This is a genomic window from Chachezhania antarctica (assembly GCF_003646465.1).
Taxonomy (GTDB): domain Bacteria; phylum Pseudomonadota; class Alphaproteobacteria; order Rhodobacterales; family Rhodobacteraceae; genus Chachezhania; species Chachezhania antarctica.
In genome coordinates this window covers 40397-57259 of sequence record NZ_QZEX01000016.1, presented here as the reverse complement: position 1 = coordinate 57259, position 16863 = coordinate 40397, and the positions used below count along the sequence as shown (strand labels likewise).

19 protein-coding genes are annotated in these 16863 nt (G+C 67.5%); 9 read left to right on the top strand and 10 right to left on the bottom strand.

From position 1 onward, the window contains the following. Positions 1–444: 444 nt before the first annotated feature. The 7 genes from D4754_RS21560 to D4754_RS21530 are packed head-to-tail and all read left to right on the top strand — an operon-like array spanning position 445 to position 6953. Positions 445–1641 carry a glycosyltransferase family protein gene (locus tag D4754_RS21560; RefSeq protein WP_121068014.1) on the top strand — a complete coding sequence of 399 codons (1197 nt, stop codon included), beginning with the start codon at positions 445–447 and terminating at the stop codon, positions 1639–1641. Between the two features lie 8 nt (positions 1642–1649). Then, a complete protein-coding gene (locus D4754_RS21555) occupies positions 1650–2912 on the top strand; it encodes a glycosyltransferase family 4 protein (RefSeq protein ID WP_240453972.1) in 1263 nt (420 codons plus the stop codon). Beyond that, a complete protein-coding gene (locus D4754_RS21550) occupies positions 2909–3994 on the top strand; it encodes a glycosyltransferase family 4 protein (RefSeq protein ID WP_121067982.1) in 1086 nt (361 codons plus the stop codon). Before D4754_RS21555 ends, D4754_RS21550 begins: the two co-directional genes overlap by 4 nt. Next, the gene (locus D4754_RS21545; protein ID WP_121067980.1) at positions 3991–4581 is read left to right on the top strand and encodes a histidine phosphatase family protein; all 591 of its coding nucleotides are present in this window, start codon (positions 3991–3993) and stop codon (positions 4579–4581) included. The genes D4754_RS21550 and D4754_RS21545 overlap by 4 nt, the downstream gene beginning before the upstream one ends. Next, complete coding sequence (locus D4754_RS21540) at positions 4578–5705, top strand: glycosyltransferase family protein (protein ID WP_121067978.1); 1128 nt, start codon at positions 4578–4580, stop codon at positions 5703–5705. The genes D4754_RS21545 and D4754_RS21540 overlap by 4 nt, the downstream gene beginning before the upstream one ends. Next, complete coding sequence (locus D4754_RS21535; protein WP_121067976.1) at positions 5702–6487, top strand: polysaccharide deacetylase family protein; 786 nt, start codon at positions 5702–5704, stop codon at positions 6485–6487. The genes D4754_RS21540 and D4754_RS21535 overlap by 4 nt, the downstream gene beginning before the upstream one ends. Next, a complete protein-coding gene (locus tag D4754_RS21530) occupies positions 6474–6953 on the top strand; it encodes a class I SAM-dependent methyltransferase (RefSeq protein ID WP_121067974.1) in 480 nt (159 codons plus the stop codon). Before D4754_RS21535 ends, D4754_RS21530 begins: the two co-directional genes overlap by 14 nt. A gap of 55 nt (positions 6954–7008) precedes the next feature. Here D4754_RS21530 and D4754_RS21525 read toward each other — a convergent pair whose 3' ends face one another. Continuing rightward, positions 7009–8151, bottom strand: coding sequence for an alpha-D-ribose 1-methylphosphonate 5-triphosphate diphosphatase (locus D4754_RS21525; protein ID WP_121067972.1), 1143 nt, complete (start codon positions 8149–8151; stop codon positions 7009–7011). A 95-nt stretch (positions 8152–8246) separates the two neighbouring features. On the opposite strand from D4754_RS21525, the gene D4754_RS21520 reads away from it, so the two are divergent. Further along, complete coding sequence (locus D4754_RS21520; RefSeq protein WP_121067970.1) at positions 8247–8945, top strand: DUF1045 domain-containing protein; 699 nt, start codon at positions 8247–8249, stop codon at positions 8943–8945. Here D4754_RS21520 and phnN read toward each other — a convergent pair. From phnN to phnG, 8 genes are all read right to left on the bottom strand, one after another. Next, positions 8927–9484 carry a phosphonate metabolism protein/1,5-bisphosphokinase (PRPP-forming) PhnN gene (gene phnN / locus D4754_RS21515; protein WP_121067967.1) on the bottom strand — a complete coding sequence of 186 codons (558 nt, stop codon included), beginning with the start codon at positions 9482–9484 and terminating at the stop codon, positions 8927–8929. The two genes, D4754_RS21520 and phnN, sit on opposite strands and share 19 nt — an antisense overlap. Then, on the bottom strand, positions 9481–10164 hold the full coding sequence (gene phnL / locus D4754_RS21510; protein ID WP_121067965.1) for a phosphonate C-P lyase system protein PhnL: 684 nt from the start codon (positions 10162–10164) through the stop codon (positions 9481–9483). Before phnL ends, phnN begins: the two co-directional genes overlap by 4 nt. 264 nt (positions 10165–10428) lie before the next feature. Continuing rightward, on the bottom strand, positions 10429–11385 hold the full coding sequence (locus D4754_RS21505) for a CorA family divalent cation transporter (RefSeq protein ID WP_121067963.1): 957 nt from the start codon (positions 11383–11385) through the stop codon (positions 10429–10431). A gap of 4 nt (positions 11386–11389) precedes the next feature. Continuing rightward, complete coding sequence (gene phnK, locus D4754_RS21500) at positions 11390–12160, bottom strand: phosphonate C-P lyase system protein PhnK (protein WP_121067961.1); 771 nt, start codon at positions 12158–12160, stop codon at positions 11390–11392. Next, on the bottom strand, positions 12157–12993 hold the full coding sequence (locus D4754_RS21495) for an alpha-D-ribose 1-methylphosphonate 5-phosphate C-P-lyase PhnJ (protein WP_121067959.1): 837 nt from the start codon (positions 12991–12993) through the stop codon (positions 12157–12159). The genes phnK and D4754_RS21495 overlap by 4 nt, the downstream gene beginning before the upstream one ends. Beyond that, positions 12990–14114 carry a carbon-phosphorus lyase complex subunit gene (locus D4754_RS21490; protein WP_121067956.1) on the bottom strand — a complete coding sequence of 375 codons (1125 nt, stop codon included), beginning with the start codon at positions 14112–14114 and terminating at the stop codon, positions 12990–12992. The genes D4754_RS21495 and D4754_RS21490 overlap by 4 nt, the downstream gene beginning before the upstream one ends. Further along, complete coding sequence (gene phnH / locus D4754_RS21485; RefSeq protein WP_121067954.1) at positions 14105–14701, bottom strand: phosphonate C-P lyase system protein PhnH; 597 nt, start codon at positions 14699–14701, stop codon at positions 14105–14107. The genes D4754_RS21490 and phnH overlap by 10 nt, the downstream gene beginning before the upstream one ends. Further along, positions 14698–15153 (bottom strand): phosphonate C-P lyase system protein PhnG, encoded by a 456-nt coding sequence (gene phnG / locus D4754_RS21480; RefSeq protein ID WP_121067952.1) that lies wholly within the window; start codon positions 15151–15153, stop codon positions 14698–14700. The genes phnH and phnG overlap by 4 nt, the downstream gene beginning before the upstream one ends. A gap of 172 nt (positions 15154–15325) precedes the next feature. Here phnG and phnF point away from each other — a divergent pair, with 172 nt between their 5' ends. Beyond that, positions 15326–16060: a phosphonate metabolism transcriptional regulator PhnF gene (gene phnF / locus D4754_RS21475; RefSeq protein ID WP_121067950.1), complete on the top strand. Its 735-nt coding sequence runs from the start codon at positions 15326–15328 to the stop codon at positions 16058–16060. A 3-nt stretch (positions 16061–16063) separates the two neighbouring features. Here the strand turns inward: phnF and D4754_RS21470 are convergent, their stop codons facing one another. Next, positions 16064–16687 carry an LbetaH domain-containing protein gene (locus D4754_RS21470; RefSeq protein WP_121067948.1) on the bottom strand — a complete coding sequence of 208 codons (624 nt, stop codon included), beginning with the start codon at positions 16685–16687 and terminating at the stop codon, positions 16064–16066. Between the last annotated feature and the right edge of the window lie 176 nt (positions 16688–16863).

Below are 16863 nucleotides of genomic sequence, written 5' to 3'. Positions count from 1 at the left end.
GATGCAAGGGTCACCTCGGGCGGGGGTCAGGGATCGTGGTCTGCCCAAGAATTTGGCCTTGGGGCTGCAAATTCATAGCGGTGGAACAGTGCAGCGTGAACCCCCGCGGAAATCGGGCACTGTCCGGGAGCCTGCAGGAATGTCCCAGTTGCGAAACGCCAAGGCATCGTGTAGCGCCGCGACTTGACAGTACAGGGTCCAGAGCAGACCTTGTCGGGTAATCGGTGGCCTTGGTGGAAGGCCCGGGGGGCACATGCGAGACGCGACCCGGACAGTTGAGTTCTTGTACGCGGTGCCGGGCAACGGGCGTCGCCTGCGCCGCTGCACCACCCGACCCGAACGCAAGGCTCCGTCTTCCGTTCATTCTGCGAAGGCCTTGTACGCATGACGTTTTCGGCCCGCAGACCAACTGATCACGGGTTGGAAATCGCGGCACCCGCGGCCATGGGCCCGGTGCCGCGCGCCCCGCGCGTCATGCTCTACAGCCACGACACCTACGGGCTTGGCCACCTGCGCCGGTCCCGCGCCCTGGCGCAGGCGATCACGGCGGCCGATCCGACGGCCTCGGCGCTGATCGTCACGGGCTCTCCCGTCGCGGGGCGGTTCACGTTTTCGGAACGTGTCGATCACATCCGTCTGCCGGGCGTCACCAAGCGGCGCGATGGCAGCTACGAGGCGCAGGCGCTGGGCATGGATATCGACGAAACCACCAGCCTGCGCGCCGCCCTGATCCGTGCCACGGCCGAGAATTTCCGCCCAGACGTGCTGATCGTCGACAAGGAACCGACGGGCTTCCGTGGCGAGATGATCGACACGCTCGACCTGCTGAAGGCCGGCGGCACGACCCATGTCGTGCTGGGCCTGCGCGACGTGCTGGATGAACCCGATGTGCTGCAGGCCGAATGGGATCGCAAGAACGCGCTTGAGGCGGTCGAAGGCTATTACGACGAAATCTGGGTGTACGGTGCCCATTCCGTCTACGATCCGACCGAAGGGCTGGACCTGAGCCCACGGATGCGTGCTCGGACCTGCTGGACGGGCTACCTCCGCCGCGATCTGACCACCGTCGACACCCCGCCCGAACAGCCCTACCTGCTGGTCACCGCCGGCGGTGGCGGCGATGGCGAGATGCTGATCGACCAGGTGATTTCGGCCTACGAGGCGGCGCCGGATCTCTCGCCCCGGGCGCTGATCGTCTATGGCCCGTTCCTTGATGCCACGACGCGGACGAAGTTCGGGGAACGGATCGAAATGCTGGACGGTCGGGTGCAGGCCGTGGGCTTCGAATCGCAGATCGAAACCCTGATCGCAGGCGCCAGCGGGATCATCTGCATGGGCGGCTACAACACGTTCTGCGAGGTCCTGTCCTTCGACAAGCGCGCCGTGATCGTGCCCCGCACCGTGCCGCGGCTGGAACAATACATCCGCGCCAGCCGGGCGGAAAAGCTGGGCCTGATCCGCATGCTGGACGAACGCCGCGACGGTCTGACGACGGGCGCGATGATCGAGGCGATCCGCGCCCTGCCCACCCAGAAACGCCCGTCCGAGGTGATGCCCGACCGGCTGCTCGACGGTCTGGACAGGGTGACCGAACGGATGGCCGACGTGCTGGGCAACCGGGCGAGCGCCGCGCAGGGATGACGGACCGCATGGCGAACGCCCCCCGGCTTGCCATCCTTGTCAAAGGCTGGCCGCGACTGTCGGAAACCTTCATCGCGCAGGAGCTGGTTGCGCTGGAGGACGCCGGGCACAGCTTCGACGTCTGGTCCCTGCGCCACCCCACCGATACGCGCCGGCATGCCCTGCATGACAGGCTGCAGGCGCGCGTCTTCTACCTGCCGGAATACTTGCGCGACGAACCGGCCCGCGTGACACGCGCCATGGCCGCGACCGCGCGGATGCCCGGCTTTGGTAAGGCACTGGCCGCCTTCCGCGCCGATTATGCCCGTGACCGCACCCGCAACCGCATCCGCCGGTTCGGGCAGGCCTGCGTTCTGGCGCATGAAAAAGCGGGCAGCATCACCGCGTTTTATGCCCATTTCCTGCACACGCCCTCCTCGGTCGCGCGTTACGCCGCGATCCTGTGCGATCTGCCGTGGTCCTATTCGGCCCATGCCAAGGACATCTGGACCTCGCCCGACTGGGAGATCTCGGAAAAGCTCGGCCCCGGTACCTACGGCGCCCAGTTCGGCGTGACCTGCACGGCCTACGGCGCCCAGCGGCTCCGCTCGCTCGCCAGCGATCCGTCGCGGGTGCGGCTGCTGTATCATGGGCTGGATCTGGATCGATTCCCGGCGCCGCCCCGGCCACGTGACCGTGGGTCCGACGATCCGATGCGCCTGATATCGGTCGGGCGGCTGGTGGAGAAGAAGGGCTTCGACCGGCTGATCGCGGCGCTTGCGCTGCTGCCGGACGATCTCGACTGGCACTGGACCCATATCGGCGGCGGCGAACTGGGCGACGCGCTGAAGGCGCAGGCCGCGACCGCTGGCGTTGCCGACCGGATCACCTGGCTTGGCGCGCTGCCGCAGGACGAGGTCGTGGCCGCCCTCCGCGCCGCCGACCTGTTCATCCTGCCCTCGCGCGTGGCCGAAAGCGGTGACCGTGATGGCCTGCCCAACGTGCTGATGGAGGCCGCCTCGCAACGCCTGCCGATCCTGTCCACCCCCGTCGCGGCGATCCCCGAATTCATCGACAGCGGCACTCACGGCCTGCTGGTCGAAGACAGCCCCGACGCGCTGTCCACCGCCATCACCGATCTGGCCCGCGACCCTGCTCGCGCCGCGGCGATGGCCGAAGCGGCGCGTGACCGGCTGCTGAAGGATTTCGCGATGGCGCCGGGGATCGAAACTTTGTCGGGCCTCCTGTCAGACCTGGCGGGCGCGCCGCGGCCCGCCGAGACCGCCGCATGACCCGCGCCGCCTTCTACGCCCCACTCAAGGCGCCGGACCACCCGGTGCCCTCGGGCGACCGCGAGATGGCCCGGGCGTTGCTGGCCGCACTGGCCCACGGGGGGATCGAGTCCAAGACCGTTTCCCACCTGCGCCTTTACGACGGCAAGGGCGATGCCGCCCGCCAGACGGACCTGATGGCGCAGGCCCGGGCCGAGATCGCGCGTCTGGTGCCGCTGCTGACCGGCAAATGCGATCTGTGGATCACTTATCACAACTACTACAAGTCGCCGGACCTGATCGGCCCGGCTGTGGCGCGCAAGATGGGCGTACCTTACGTCCAGATCGAAACCTCCCGCGCGCGGTCGCGGCTGACCGGCCCCTGGGCACGGTTCGCCGAAGCCGCGGAAGCGGCCAGCGACGCGGCCGGCCTGATCTTCTACCTGACCCGGCTGGACGGTGAGACGCTGGAACGCGACCGCGCCCCGGGCCAGCGCCTGATCCATCTGGCGCCCTTCCTGCAACGCGACGATCCGGGCATTGCGGCGAAGCCCGGCACCGGCAAGCGCATCCTGACCGTCGCCATGATGCGCGACGACGTCAAACGCCTGTCCTACGGGCTCATCGCGCAGACGCTGCCGCGTCTGAAGACGGCTGACTGGCACCTGACCCTTGTGGGCGACGGCCCGGCGCGGACGCAGATCGAAGACGAGATGGCCCGCTTTGCGCCCCATGTCACCTTCCTTGGCAGGCTCGACCGCGCGGATCTGGAACCCATCTATTGCGCGCACGACATCTTCTTCTGGCCGGGCGTGAACGAGGCTTACGGCATGGCCTATCTCGAAGCGCAGGCCGCCGGATTGCCGGTGGTGGCACAGAGCGGTCCGGGCGTGCAGGAAGTGGTGCCCGAAGCCCAGCTTGTTCCCGTCGCAGAAGGCCCCGCCGGCATGGCCCGGGCGCTGGACCTCCTGACGACAGATGACGCCCTTCGCCTTCGTCGCGGGGCCGAGGCACGCCGAACGGTCACCGACCGGCACCTGCTCCCCGCCGCCGCGGCGACCCTGTCGACCGGCATCGCGGCCCTGACGGAGGCCGCGCAATGATCCGCCTTGCCCTGCTGCGCCACGGCCCCACCGAATGGAACCGCGCGGGCCGGATCCAGGGCCGAAGCGACATCCCGCTCGATGCGGACGCGCGCGCCGACCTGCGCCGTCTGGCCCTGCCTGCGCCGTGGGACCGGGCCGCGCTCTGGTCTAGCCCGCTCTCCCGCGCACGGGAAACGGCGGAACTGGTGGCAGGCCGCGCGCCGCAGGTCTCGGACGCATTGACCGAGATGAACTGGGGCGACTGGGAAGGGCAGAAGGGCGCCGACCTGCTGGCCGATCCCGCCACGGACTATCGCCATATCGAGGACTGGGGCTGGGAATACCGCCCGCCCGGCGGCGAAAGCCCGGCCGACCTGCGCGCGCGCCTGCTGCCGTGGTGCGCCGGCCTGACGGGCGACACGGTCGCCGTCTGCCATATCGGCATCATGCGGGTCCTGCTGGCCCATGCCCATGGCTGGAACTTCGACGGGCCGGTCCCTTTCCGCGTCAAGCGGGCCCGCCTGTTCGTGCTTACGGTCGACGGGGAAACCCTGACACCGGATGCCGAGCCCATCCGCCTGATCACGCGCGAGGGCGTGTCATGAAGGTCATGATCGTCGTCACCCATCTTCTGGGCACCGGCCACCTGTCCCGCGCCCTGACCCTTGGCCGCGCTTTCGTCGCTGCCGGGCATGAGGTGACGGTCGTCTCCGGCGGCCGCCCGGCCCCGCAGCTCGATGCGCGCGGGATGGACGTGGTGCAATTGCCGGCACTGGCGTCGAAAGGCACGGCCTTCACGACGCTGCTGGATGACACCGGGGCCGAGGCTGACGCGGCCTACCTTCAGTCGCGCACCGAGAAGCTGCTGGAGACCTTCGCGGCCTTGGCTCCGGACGTCCTGATCACCGAACTCTACCCCTTCGGCCGCCGTGTTCTGCGAACCGAATTCCTGGCCTTGCTGGACGCGGCTCGGGCGCGCTCACCGCATCCCCTGATCTACGCCTCGATCCGCGATATCCTTGCACCCCCGTCGAAGCCTGACCGTGCCGGGCAGACGGAAGAGATCGTGACGACGGTTTACGACGGCGTTCTGGTTCACTCCGACGCCACGGCGACAAAGCTGGACGCAAGCTGGCCTGTCACGCCGGCGCTGGAGGCAAAGCTGCACTATACGGGCTACGTCGCGCCGCCACCCGCCAGCCCGAATCCCGACGGCGCGGGGCAGGACGAGGTTCTGGTGAGCGCGGGCGGTGGCGATGTGGGCGATGCGCTCTACGCGGCGGCACTGACGGCGGCCGGTGCGGATACCGCGCGCTGGCGGATGCTGGTCGGTGGCGGTGCCGAGCGTCTGGCCGCGTGGCAGGCCCGGGCGGGAGACGCCGCCATCGTGGAAGCGCCCCGGCCGGATTTCCGGCAGATGCTCCATGGTGCGGCGGCGCTGGTGTCGATGTGCGGCTACAACACGACGCTCGACGTGCTGCAGTCGGGCGTGCCCGCCGTCTTCGTTCCCTTCGATGACGGCGGCGAGGTCGAACAGACCCTGCGCGCCGAAACCCTTGCCCGGTTGCCGGGCATTCGCGTCCTTCCGGCCGCAGACCTGACCCCCGAACGCTTGGCGCAGGCCCTGCGCGACGTGCTGTCGGACGGTCCGCGCAGTGCGCTGGACCTTCGCTTCGACGGTGCGGCCGAGACCGTCCGCCTGATCACACGCGCGAGGGCGATGGCGTGACAGGTGCAGACTGGACCCAGTTGGAGGCCGAGCTGGCGCGCTGGACGGATGCGGGGCTGTCGCTGCCGGTCTGGTGGCGGGACGATGATGCGGTGACGGTGACCCCGGCGCTGGAGCGCATGACGAATTTGGCCGAAGTGCACGGCCTTCCGGTGCACCTTGCGGTGATCCCGGACGGGGCCGAGCCTGCGCTGGCGGATTACGTGCGCGGCACCGACTGGCTGTTGCCCGCCGTTCATGGCTGGGCCCACGCCAACCACGCGTCGAAGTCCGAGAAGAAGGCCGAATTCGGTGCGTCCCGGCCGCTGATGGACCGGCTGACGGATGCACAGAACGGGCTTTCCCGGTCGCGCGAGTTGTTCGGGGCCGACCTCCAGCCGCTGTTCGTGCCGCCGTGGAACCGCATGGGCGCCGATCTGGCACCAGCGCTGGCGGCCGTGGGCTATCGCGCCGTGTCGGGTTTTACGCCAAGGGACGCAAAATGGGCCGCGCCGGGGCTGGAGCGGATCAACACGCATGTCGATCCCGTGGCATGGAAGACGACGCGGGCGCTGGCGGATCCCGAGGTGCTGCTCGCCGGGCTGGTGGCGCATCTTGCGGACCGCCGCGAGGGGCGCGCAGACAGGGCAGAGCCGCTGGGCCTTCTGACCCACCACCTGATACATGACGACGACGTCTGGGAGTTCGTCACCGAACTCCTGACGCGGCTGCAGGCCGGGCCCGGGCGGGTCTGGCGGATAGACAGGAACTTGAACGGGAGGGCGGTCGATGAGCCGGCTTGATTCGATGTTGCGGCGCCTTGCAGCGCAGCGGGACGGGCTCGACTGGGGGGCGGCGCAGATTGCCGATCTTGCGGGCGACGTGCTGGACCTTGGCCTTGGCAACGGGCGCACCTACGACCACCTGCGCGAGCAGTTGCCGGATCGGCGGATCTGGGTCGTGGACCGGGCGCTGAACTGCCATCCCTCCTGCGTGCCGCCGAAGGAGGATTACCTTGAAGGCGAAGCGGAAGCGATGCTGGACAAGCTGGCGGGGCAGGGCGCGCAGATCGCCATGGCGCATTACGATCTGGGCTACGGCGTGAAGGACGAGGACGTGGCCGAGGCCGCACGCCTCAGCCCCGCGCTGATGCGGGTGATGGTGCCCGGTGGGCTGGTGGTGTCCGGCCAGCCGCTGGTGGGCTTCACCCAGATCAAGGCGCCCGACACCATCCCGCCGGAACGGTACCTTTTCTACATAGCGGCGTAAGCGGCACCGGCCTTGGAAAGCCGGTTCCGTTGACGCTGTTCCCCGTCCCGGGACGTCAGGCCGCGCGGCGGCCGCGGGACCAGACGCCGTTCAGGATCGGCGTGCCGTCATGCAGGCGGAACCGGATCAGGTCGGCGCGTTTGCCGGTCTCGATCGTGCCACGGTCGGTCAGCCCCACCGCCCGCGCAGGCGCTGCCGTAACGGTGGACAGGCCGCGGGCCAGATCGTCCCACGTCTCGCCCAGCCTGACCGCCGCCAGCAGCAGGGCCGCCGGCACGTAATCCGATGATAGGATGTCCAGCAGACCCTCCTTCGCCAGGGGCTCGGCCGCGACATTGCCGGAATGCGAGCCGCCGCGGATGACGTTGGGCGCGCCCATCATCACCGGGATACCGTGATCGCGGCAGGCCTTCGCAGCTTCGGTGGTCGTGGGGAATTCGGCCACCTGCACGCCGTAGGCTGCGGAATGATCCACCTGTGCCTGCGTGCTGTCGTCATGGCTCGCCAGAACCGCGCCGAAGGTCCGGGCGCAGGCCACCGCGTGGGCCTCGTGCTTTTCGCCCAGCCGGTCCCGCTGCGCCATCAACTGGTCGCAATATTCATCGAAGGCCGCGCCGGTCATGCCCTGCGTCCGCTTCATGTAATCGGCAAGTTTCGACACGTCCGCGTACTGGCGCTGCCCCGGCGTGTGATCCATCAGTGACACGATCCCCACGCGATCCTCGGTCCCGAATTCGTTCAGGTCGTCGATCAACGTCTCGGCACAGATCTCGGCCCGAAGGTGCAGGAAATGGCTGATCCTCAGCGTATCCGCCTCGCGCAGAGCCCACAATTCAGAGGCAAGTCCACGCGCGTAGGCGGCGGAATCCGCGCGGGTCGACGGGTTGAAACCCACCCGCATCGCATCGAACACCGTGGTGATGCCCGAGCCTGCGATCTCCGCATCATGCGCCAGGATCGCTGCCGCATGGGGCCAGTCGACCCCGGGACGGGGATGGAGGTGCTGTTCCAGGTTGTCGGTGTGCAACTCCACCAGCCCCGGCGCCACGTAATCGCCGCCGCAATCCACCGCGCCCTGTGGGACAGTGGTGCCGGTATCGATCGCCTCGATCGTCTCGCCCACGATCTTCAGGCTGCCGCGCCGTACCTCGTCCTTCAGGACGATTTGCGCGTTCGCCAGGATCAGCTCTTGCGTCATTTTGTTATGCCCTTGGTGCTCGTAAAGTCTGGTTGTACGGAGGCGCGGGGCGGCGATTGTCCGGCCCGGCCAGAGGAAAAAAGGATGCGCCCCCGATGACCAAGACCGCCTATCGCCGCTACGCGCTGTATTTCATGCCGCGGACCCACGAGCCCTGGGTGGAGTTCGCCACGTCGTGGCTGGGATGGGACGCGGAAGCGGGGCGCGAAGTTGATCACCCGGATGTCGACCCGCTGCCGCGTCCGGTGGCCGAGATCACGGAACGTCCTCGCAAATATGGGCTGCATGCCACGATCAAGGCGCCCTTTCGGCTGGCCGATGGCGTCAGCGGAGACGATCTGGCCGCAGCAGCCGAACGCCTGTGCACGACGCTCGCGCCCGTGGTGCTGGACGGCGTCGCGGTCACCAAGATCGGCCGGTTCATCGCGCTGTGCCCGGTCGGGGACGAGACCGCGCTGAATGCCCTCGCGGGCGCCTGCGTCGAAGGTCTGGACGGTTTGCGCGCGCCGCTGACCGATGCGGAACTGGCCAAGCGTCGCGCCGGCAGGCTGAGCCCGGCGCAGGACGCGTACCTGACCCGTTGGGGCTATCCTTACGTGATGGACGAATTCCGCTTCCACATCACGCTCTCCGGCCCGCTGCCCGGGGCCGAACAATCGGCCGTGGCCGACGTGCTCGACCGCCGGTTGTCGCCCCTTCTGCCCGTGCCCTTCGCCATCGACGCAATGGCCGTGGCGGGGGAGGCAGAGGACGGGCGGTTTCACGTGCTCCATCGCTACGCCCTTTCGGGGTGAAGGGCCGCCAGCGCGGCGCGGACGGCGTTTTCCAGCGGTCCGCTGTTGTCGATCCGATGCACGCGGGACAGGCCTTCGGGCAGGTCCATCGCCCGGCCCAACCGCTTGGCGCGGCCGGCCTCGTCTTCGCGGCCCCGTTGCGCGAGCCGTTGCGCCAGAACGTCCTGGTCGGCTTCCAGCGCAAGGACGATGAGCGTGCCGAACCGGTCCTCGGCCCGGGGCAGCACGGCGCGCGACAGGTTGACCAGAACGCCCGTCGCCGTCCGTCGCATCTCGTCGATGCCCGCGGGGATGCCATAATGCAGACCATGGGCCTGCCAGCTGAGAGCAAAGGCGCCGTCGGTCTCCATTTGCTGGAAGGTATCGACGGGGACGGCATCGAAATCCTCGCCCCCCGCATCGGCGGCACGGGTGATCACGCGGCGCACGGTGACAAAGCCCGAATCGCGGGCTTTGATCGCCTCCATCACGCTGTCCTTGCCGACGCCCGAAGGCCCGACAATCGCGATGACGGGGGCAAGGGGGGCGGCGTCGGTCATGCCGCCTGCTCCGGGGCAAAGTCCCGCACGTCGACCTCGCGCGTCGCCACGCGGCCCCGCGCCTCGGCATCGTGGAAGATGCCGACAATGCCGGCGCCACGGTCGCGGGCCTCTTCGATCAGGCTGACAACCACGTCGCGGTTCGCGGCATCGAGGCTCGCCGTCGGTTCATCGAGCAGCAGCGCCGGGTAGGGATGCACGAAGCCCCGCGCGATGTTCACCCGCTGCTGTTCGCCCCCCGAGAAGGTCGTGGGGCTGAGATCCCAGAGCGGCTCCGGCAGGTTCAGCCGCGACAGCAGCGCCTCCGCCCGCGCGCGCGCCTCGGCCCTTGGGGTCCCGAGTGCGACCAGCGGTTCGGCCACCACGTCGCGCGTCGGTACACGGGGCACGACCCGCAGAAATTGCGAAACATAGCCCAGCGTCTCGCGCCGGAGTTTCAGGATGTCGCGCGGCGAGGCGGTGACGATATCGGTGCCGGCGATCTTCAGCGATCCGGATGCGGCGCGATAATTGCCGTAGATCAGCCGCATCAGCGTGGATTTTCCGGCGCCCGAGGCCCCGGTCAGCGCCACGCATTCGCCCGGACGCACATGCAGATGCGCGCCGGTCAGCACCTCGATCACGGCGCCGCCCTGGTTGTGGAGCGTGAAGGTCTTCGAGAGGTTCTCGATACGGATCATGGTCTGGGTCCTTCGTGAAACACGGGTCCGCCCGGATTCGATCTGGCAGCACGGGGTGCGACGGCGGTCTGCCTCCGGCGGGAGTATTTTGGAAAAGAAGAAGCAGGGGACGCGAAGCCCGCCAAGGACGCACGCCGTGGCACGGCCGGGACCGTGCGCCCCACTTCTTTGGTCTTCAAATACCTCAGGGGTGCGGGGACGGCGTCCCCGCGCCGCCGCAGGCGGCACTTCGACAGGGACATGAAGGCGAAGGATGTCATCCTTTCACAACCACCTCTGCCAGCGCATCAGGAAATAGGTCAGCACCGACGAGGCCACCATGCCCAGAAGTGTGATTTCGTAGCCCCAGGCATCCTGCAGTTCCGGCATGTCGATGAAGTTCATGCCGTAGATCGAGGCGATCAGCGTCGGCGGGATGAAGAGCGAGGTCACCGCCGACATCACCGAAACCGCGCGGTTCTGGCCAAGGTCGATCATGCCCATCGTGGCCTCGGTGGCGAAGCCCACGCGGCCCGTCAGGTAATCGCAATGGACCGCCAGCGCCGACACGTCGCGTTCGAGCGATGGCAGCATCGGTTTCAGGTGGGCGGCATCTTCGTGTTTCATCAGGATCGGCTCGAGGTGCCCCAGCAGCCGGTCGAGATTCAGCAGTGCGAGGCGGATCTTGCCGATCAGCTCGCTCATCCGGCCGGTGCGTTTCAGTGTCTCTTCCAGCTCGGCATCCGATTTGCGGTCGTCGTCGAAGATCCAGAGCGCCAGTTCATCCAGCCGGTCGCCGATCCGCTCCATCATGTCGGCCAGCCCGCCGATGTTTTCGCCCAGGAGGCCCAGCAGAAGGCAGCGGGCGTCGGAACAGCCGATGGCGGTCTGGTCGGCCACGCCGGGGAAGGTCTTGAAGGCCCGCACCGCGTGATGGCGCACGGTGACAAGCTGTTCGGTCCCCAGCATGAACGATACCGGCCCGTTGGTCGGGTGCCCCTGCACGTCGCGGCCGGGCATGACCACGGTCATGTAGTCGATACCCGCCGTTAGGTGCATCCGGTTCGACGGCTTCAGCCCGCGCATCTCGGCCTTGCTTGGGATGTCGAAGCCAAGGGCCCGGACCTGCTCCAGCTGTTCGTCCGTCGGGCGGAACATGTCGATCCATAGCGCGTCGGCCATATCGGCACCCTGCGCCTGAAGCGCAAGGCGACCATCCTGGAGCGTGTATGCGAATATCATGGGATTAGACCTGCAGAACCGAACTCACCAGAAGTTGAGTATAAGCATCCTGCGGGTCGTCAAGCACCTGATCCGTCAGACCCTGTTCCACGACGCGGCCCTGGCGCATCACCATCAGCCGATCGGCTAGCAGCCGGACCACGGCCAGATCGTGCGTAACGACAATGGCCGACAGCCCCATGTCATGCACAAGCCCGCGGATCAGGTCCAGCAGCCGCGCCTGTACGGAGACGTCGAGCCCGCCCGTCGGTTCGTCCATGAAGGCCAGCCGGGGGCCGGTGACGAGGTTCCGCGCGATCTGCAGGCGTTGCTGCATGCCGCCCGAGAAATCGCGGGGCCGGTCGTCGATCCGGTCATGCGCGATTTCCACGCGGTCCAGCCAATCGGTCGCCGTTTCGCGGATATTGCCATAGTGCCGCGCGCCGACCGACATCAGCCGTTCGCCGACGTTGCCACCGGCCGACACGCCCATGCGGAGCCCGTCGCGCGGGTTCTGGTGGACGAAGGCCCAGTCGGTGCGGGCCAGCATCCGGCGGCGGGGTTCCGACAGTTTCAGAACGTCCTGCGGGCCCAGATCGGCCATGTCGAAGATGACCTGGCCCTTGTCGGGCGTCAGCCCGCCCGCAAGGCAGCCGAGCAGCGTCGACTTGCCCGAACCGCTTTCGCCGACGATGCCCATCACCTCGCCCGGCCAGAGGTCGAAGCTGACGCCGGTACAGCCAATGCGCGCGCCGTAGCGCTTTTCCAGATCTTGGACGGACAGGATAGGTGTCATGCCGCTTCCTCTGCCTCGCGCCGCGTGCGGCAGTAATCGGTGTCGGAACAGACGAACATCCGCCCGCCCCGGTCGTCGAGGATGACCTCGTCGAGATAGCTGTCTTCCGCCCCGCAGAGCCCGCAGGCCCCTTCGGCCTTGCGCGCCTCGAACGGGTGGTCTTCGAAATCGAGGCTAACGACCGGCGTGTAGGGCGGCAGAGCGTAGATGCGCTGTTCGCGGCCTGCGCCGAACAACTGGATCGCCGCTGAATGGAGCTTCGGGTTGTCGAATTTCGGGATCGGCGACGGATCCATCACGTAGCGGCCCGCGGCCTCAACCGGATAGGCGTAGGAGGTCGCAATCTCGCCGTGGCGCGCGATGTCCTCGTACAGTTTCACATGCATCAGCCCGTATTCGGCCAGCGCGTGCATCTTCCGCGTCTCGGTTTCGCGCGGTTCCAGGAAGCGCAGGGGTTCCGGTATCGGGACCTGGTAGACAAGGATCTGATCTTTGGTCAGCGGTTCCTCTGGGATGCGGTGGCGGGTCTGGATCAGGGTGGCCTTGCCCGTGGCCTCGGTCACCGCGACATCGGCCGTCTTCTGGAAGAAGGCGCGGATGGACACGGCGTTCGTCGTGTCGTCGGCGCCCTGGTCGATGACCTTCATCGTGTCCTCGGGCACGAGCACGGCGGCGGAAACCTGTACGCCGCCCGTGCCCCAGCCATAGGGCATCGGCATCTCGCGGCTCGCGAATGGCACCTGATAGCCCGGCACGGCCAGCGCTTTCAGGATTGCGCGGCGGATCATCCGCTTGGTGTCCTCGTCCAGGTAGGCGAAGTTGTAGCCGCTCATTCTGCTGGCTCCTGTTCCTTGGTCCGTTCCGCGGGCGCATCGGGGGCAGGGGCCTGCGCGGCTTCCGCTTCGCGCCGCAAGCGGCGGATCAGTTCGAGTTCGGCCTGGAAATCGACGTAGTGCGGCAGCTTGATGTGTTCGACGAAACCGGTGGCCTGGATGTTGTCGGAATGGCTCAGCACGAACTCCGCGTCCTGCGCGGCGGCACCGACATTTTCTTCGCCCAGTTCTTCCCAGCGCAGGGCTCGGTCGACCAGCGCCATGGCGATGGATTTCCGCTCCGACTGGCCGAAGACAAGACCGTAGCCGCGGGTGAATTGCGGGGGCTCGGTTTTCGAGCCTTTGAACTGGTTCACCGTTTCGCATTCGGTCGCCTCGATCTCGCCGATCTCGATGGCGAAGCCCAGTTCCGGGATTTCCATTTCCACGGGGACCATGCCGATCCGCAACTCGCCCACGAAGGCGTGGTTCCGGGCATGGCCGCGCTGGGTGGAATAGCCAAGGCCCAGCAGGAAACCTTCGTCGCCGCGGGTCAGCGATTGCAGCCGCACGGCGCGGTCGGCGGGAAAGGACAATGGCTCACGCGTCAGGTCGCGGGGCGTGGTGTCGGTGCGGGGTTCCGGTTGCAGAACGCCTTCGGTGCCCAGGATCGACGATATATGCGGCACCGGCACCGGGTCACTGTCCGCCGTTTCGGCGCGGGGCGCGCCCCCTTCGGCGGCGAGTTTGAAATCCAGCAGCCGGTGCGTGTAGTCGAAGGTCGGCCCAAGGATCTGCCCGCCGGGCGCGTCCTTGAACGTCGCCGAAATGCGCCGGTCGCAGGCCATCGCGGCGGTATCCAGCGGCTCGGATGCGCCGAAACGCGGGAGCGTGGTGCGGTAGGCGCGGATCAGGAAGATCGCTTCGATCAGGTCGCCACGGGATTGCTTGATCGCCAGCGCGGCAAGATCGGGATCGTAGAGCGAGCCTTCGGCCATCACGCGGTTGACGGCCAACGCCAGCTGTTCGCGGATCTGGTCGGTGGTCAGCTCGGCCACATCGGTGTCGCCGCGGCGCCGTTCGGCCATCCAGGCATGGGCATTGTCGATGGCCTGTTCGCCACCTTTGACGGCTACGTACATTGGGCGTCCTCCGCCGTGATCTGGGTGGACCGCGGCAGACCGGCCAGGGCGGTGCCGCAAGTGAAGTAGACATCGAACCCCAGCGGGAAGAGTGTGGCGTTATCCTGCAAGGCGCCCGTCTCCGGCAGGCTCAACCGCGCGGTGTTGCGGATGCCGGGGCCTTTCAGCGTGGCGCCTTCGGGGGCCAACACCGGGACCTCGGCAAAGAGCGTCGCCGAACGGTCGGGATATTCCGACGTGCCGATGGCGAAGCGGTCGAGCGGTTGCAGCGCGTCCCATGTGCCCACGGCGAATTCGGCATCTTCGGCGGCCACAAGTGGCGCACCGGTATGAAACCGCACCCAGTCGCGCACGGCGGAGTCGTCGGCTGCGCCCGCCAGATGGACGCCCGTGTTGGTGTCGCACAGCGTCAGGATCAGCGCGGCCTGTGCCTGAGACAGCGGGGCGGGCGCGTGGACCTGGTCCAGCGTCCCGATCTCTCCCGGTCGGGCCAGCACGGTCATGATCGTCCGGAAGGCCCGCGCCGCATCGCGGCTGGGATCGGTGAAACCGCCGCCAAAGCGGGTGCCGTCTGCGGTCGGGCTCATTCGTCTTCCCCCCGTGCCATGGTGAAGAAGTTCACCCGTGTCGCCGCGGCCTTCGCGGCCTGCACCTGTTTCTTCTCGGTCATGCCGGTTTCCAGCGGGGCCACGATCTCGGCCTCCACCCGCGCCGCGTCGCCCCCCTGCATCAGGGCGTCGATCAGCGCGGCGGCCTCGGCCTTGGGCTGGCTGCGGCCCTGCACGTAGGCGTGACCCACCAGCCCGCCATCGGTCTGGACCGAACAGCGGGTGACGGTCATTTCGCCTAGGTTGAACGGACCGCCCGTGCCGCCCATGCGTCCGCGCACCATCACGGCCCCGGTTTCGGGCCGGCGGAGCCATTCGAAGGCGGGCTTGGCGGCGAACGCGTCCCAGAGCGCGATCAGGTCACGTTCGGGCGCGCGGGCAAGGACGGACATCCAGCGTTGGCGCGATGCGGCGGGCTCGGTCGTTGGCATCTATGGCTTTCCCCGAAGTATTGAAGATAATGCCAGGGAACTCGGACGTTTCGTCGAATCCGCCTTGGACATGTTGACGTGGCTATCTATACAACTCGACAAATTCTAACCCGATGAGCCTCCGGACACAACGCGCAAGCTGTGAATATTTGATGACAGGAACCTGGGACGCATGAGCCGCACGCCGCTCTGGAAATCCATCGCCGATGAACTGACGGCGGACATCGCCGAAGGCCGTCACGCGCCGGGATCGAAACTGCCGACCGAGGCGCAGCTGGCGGCGCGGTTCGGCGTCAACCGTCACACGGTCCGCCGCGCCATGGCCGAACTTGCGGAAGAAGGTCTTGTCCATGCCCGCCGCGGCGCCGGCGTCTTCGTGGCGGCCCAGCCCACGGATTACCCCATTGGCACGCGGGTGCGCTTTGCCCGCAATCTCTATGCCGCCGGCCGCCTGCCGTCGCGCAAGGTTCTGGCGCTGACGATGCGCGGCGCCGATGGGCACGAGGCGCGGTCGCTGAACCTGGAACCGGGCGCGCAGCTGCATGTCTACGAAGGCATCTCGCTGGCCGACGAACAGCCGCTGGCGATCTTCCGCACCTGTTTTCCCGCGGACCGGTTTCCGGAACTGCCCGCGATCCTGCGCGCCGATCCGTCGATCACCTCGGCCCTGCGGCAGGTGGGGGTGAAGGACTATATCCGGGTCTCGACCCGGGTCACGGCGGTCCAGGCCACGGCAACCGACGCGCGGCACCTGCAGATCCGCCAGAACGCACCGCTTCTGTGTACCGAGTCCGTCAGCACCGACACCGATGGCGTCCCGGTCGAATTCGGTCGCACATGGTTCGCCGGTGAACGGGTCGCGCTGACCATCGGCAACGCCGACCTGCCCGACGAACGGGAATTCTGACCGCTACTCGTACTTCTCCAGGAAGGCTTCGGCCTGCAGTTGCCGGAAATCGTCCAACCGGGCACGCAGGGTATTGTGATTCCAGTCCCACCACGCCAGTGCGATCAGCCGATCCGCCACCGGCCCGGGCTGGCGTTCGCGAATTGGTTTCGCCGGCGTGCCGGCCACGATGGTGTAGGGCGCCACATCCTTCGTGACGATGGCGCCCGAGGCTATGACGGCCCCGTGGCCGATGGTGACTTCCGGCTTCACCTGCGCGTTGTGCCCCAGCCACGTGTCATGCCCGATCACCGCCCGCCGCGCGCGGCGTTTTTCGAACCACGCGGCGTCGTCGGGCGTATCCTCCCAGTAAGAGGCCGACCGATACATGAAATGATGCAGCGCCGCGCGATCCAGCGGATGGTCGGTGGCGCCGATCCGCACGAAGCTGGCGATGTTGGCGAACTTGCCCACCTGGGCATTGGCGATGTCGCAGGCCCGGTCGCAATAGGAATACGCCCCGAACGACGAATACGCCACGCGCGAGAAACGCCCGATCTCGGTATAGGGCCCGAAGGTGCTTTCGGTGATCGAGCATTCCTCGTGAATGCGCGGTTCGTCGGGGGAGAGCAGGGGATGATCCGTCATGGTACGCTTCTTTTTGTTGTCACGTGCAGGTTGACCCTAAACCGCCCGGATACCCAGCCCCGAAATCGGCGGCTCCGCCGGTCTGCCTCCGGCGGGAGTATTTGGAGAAAGAAGAAAAGAAGGCGGGGCTTCTGACGTCTTTGGTCTCCAAATACCTCGGTGGTCCGGGGGCAGCG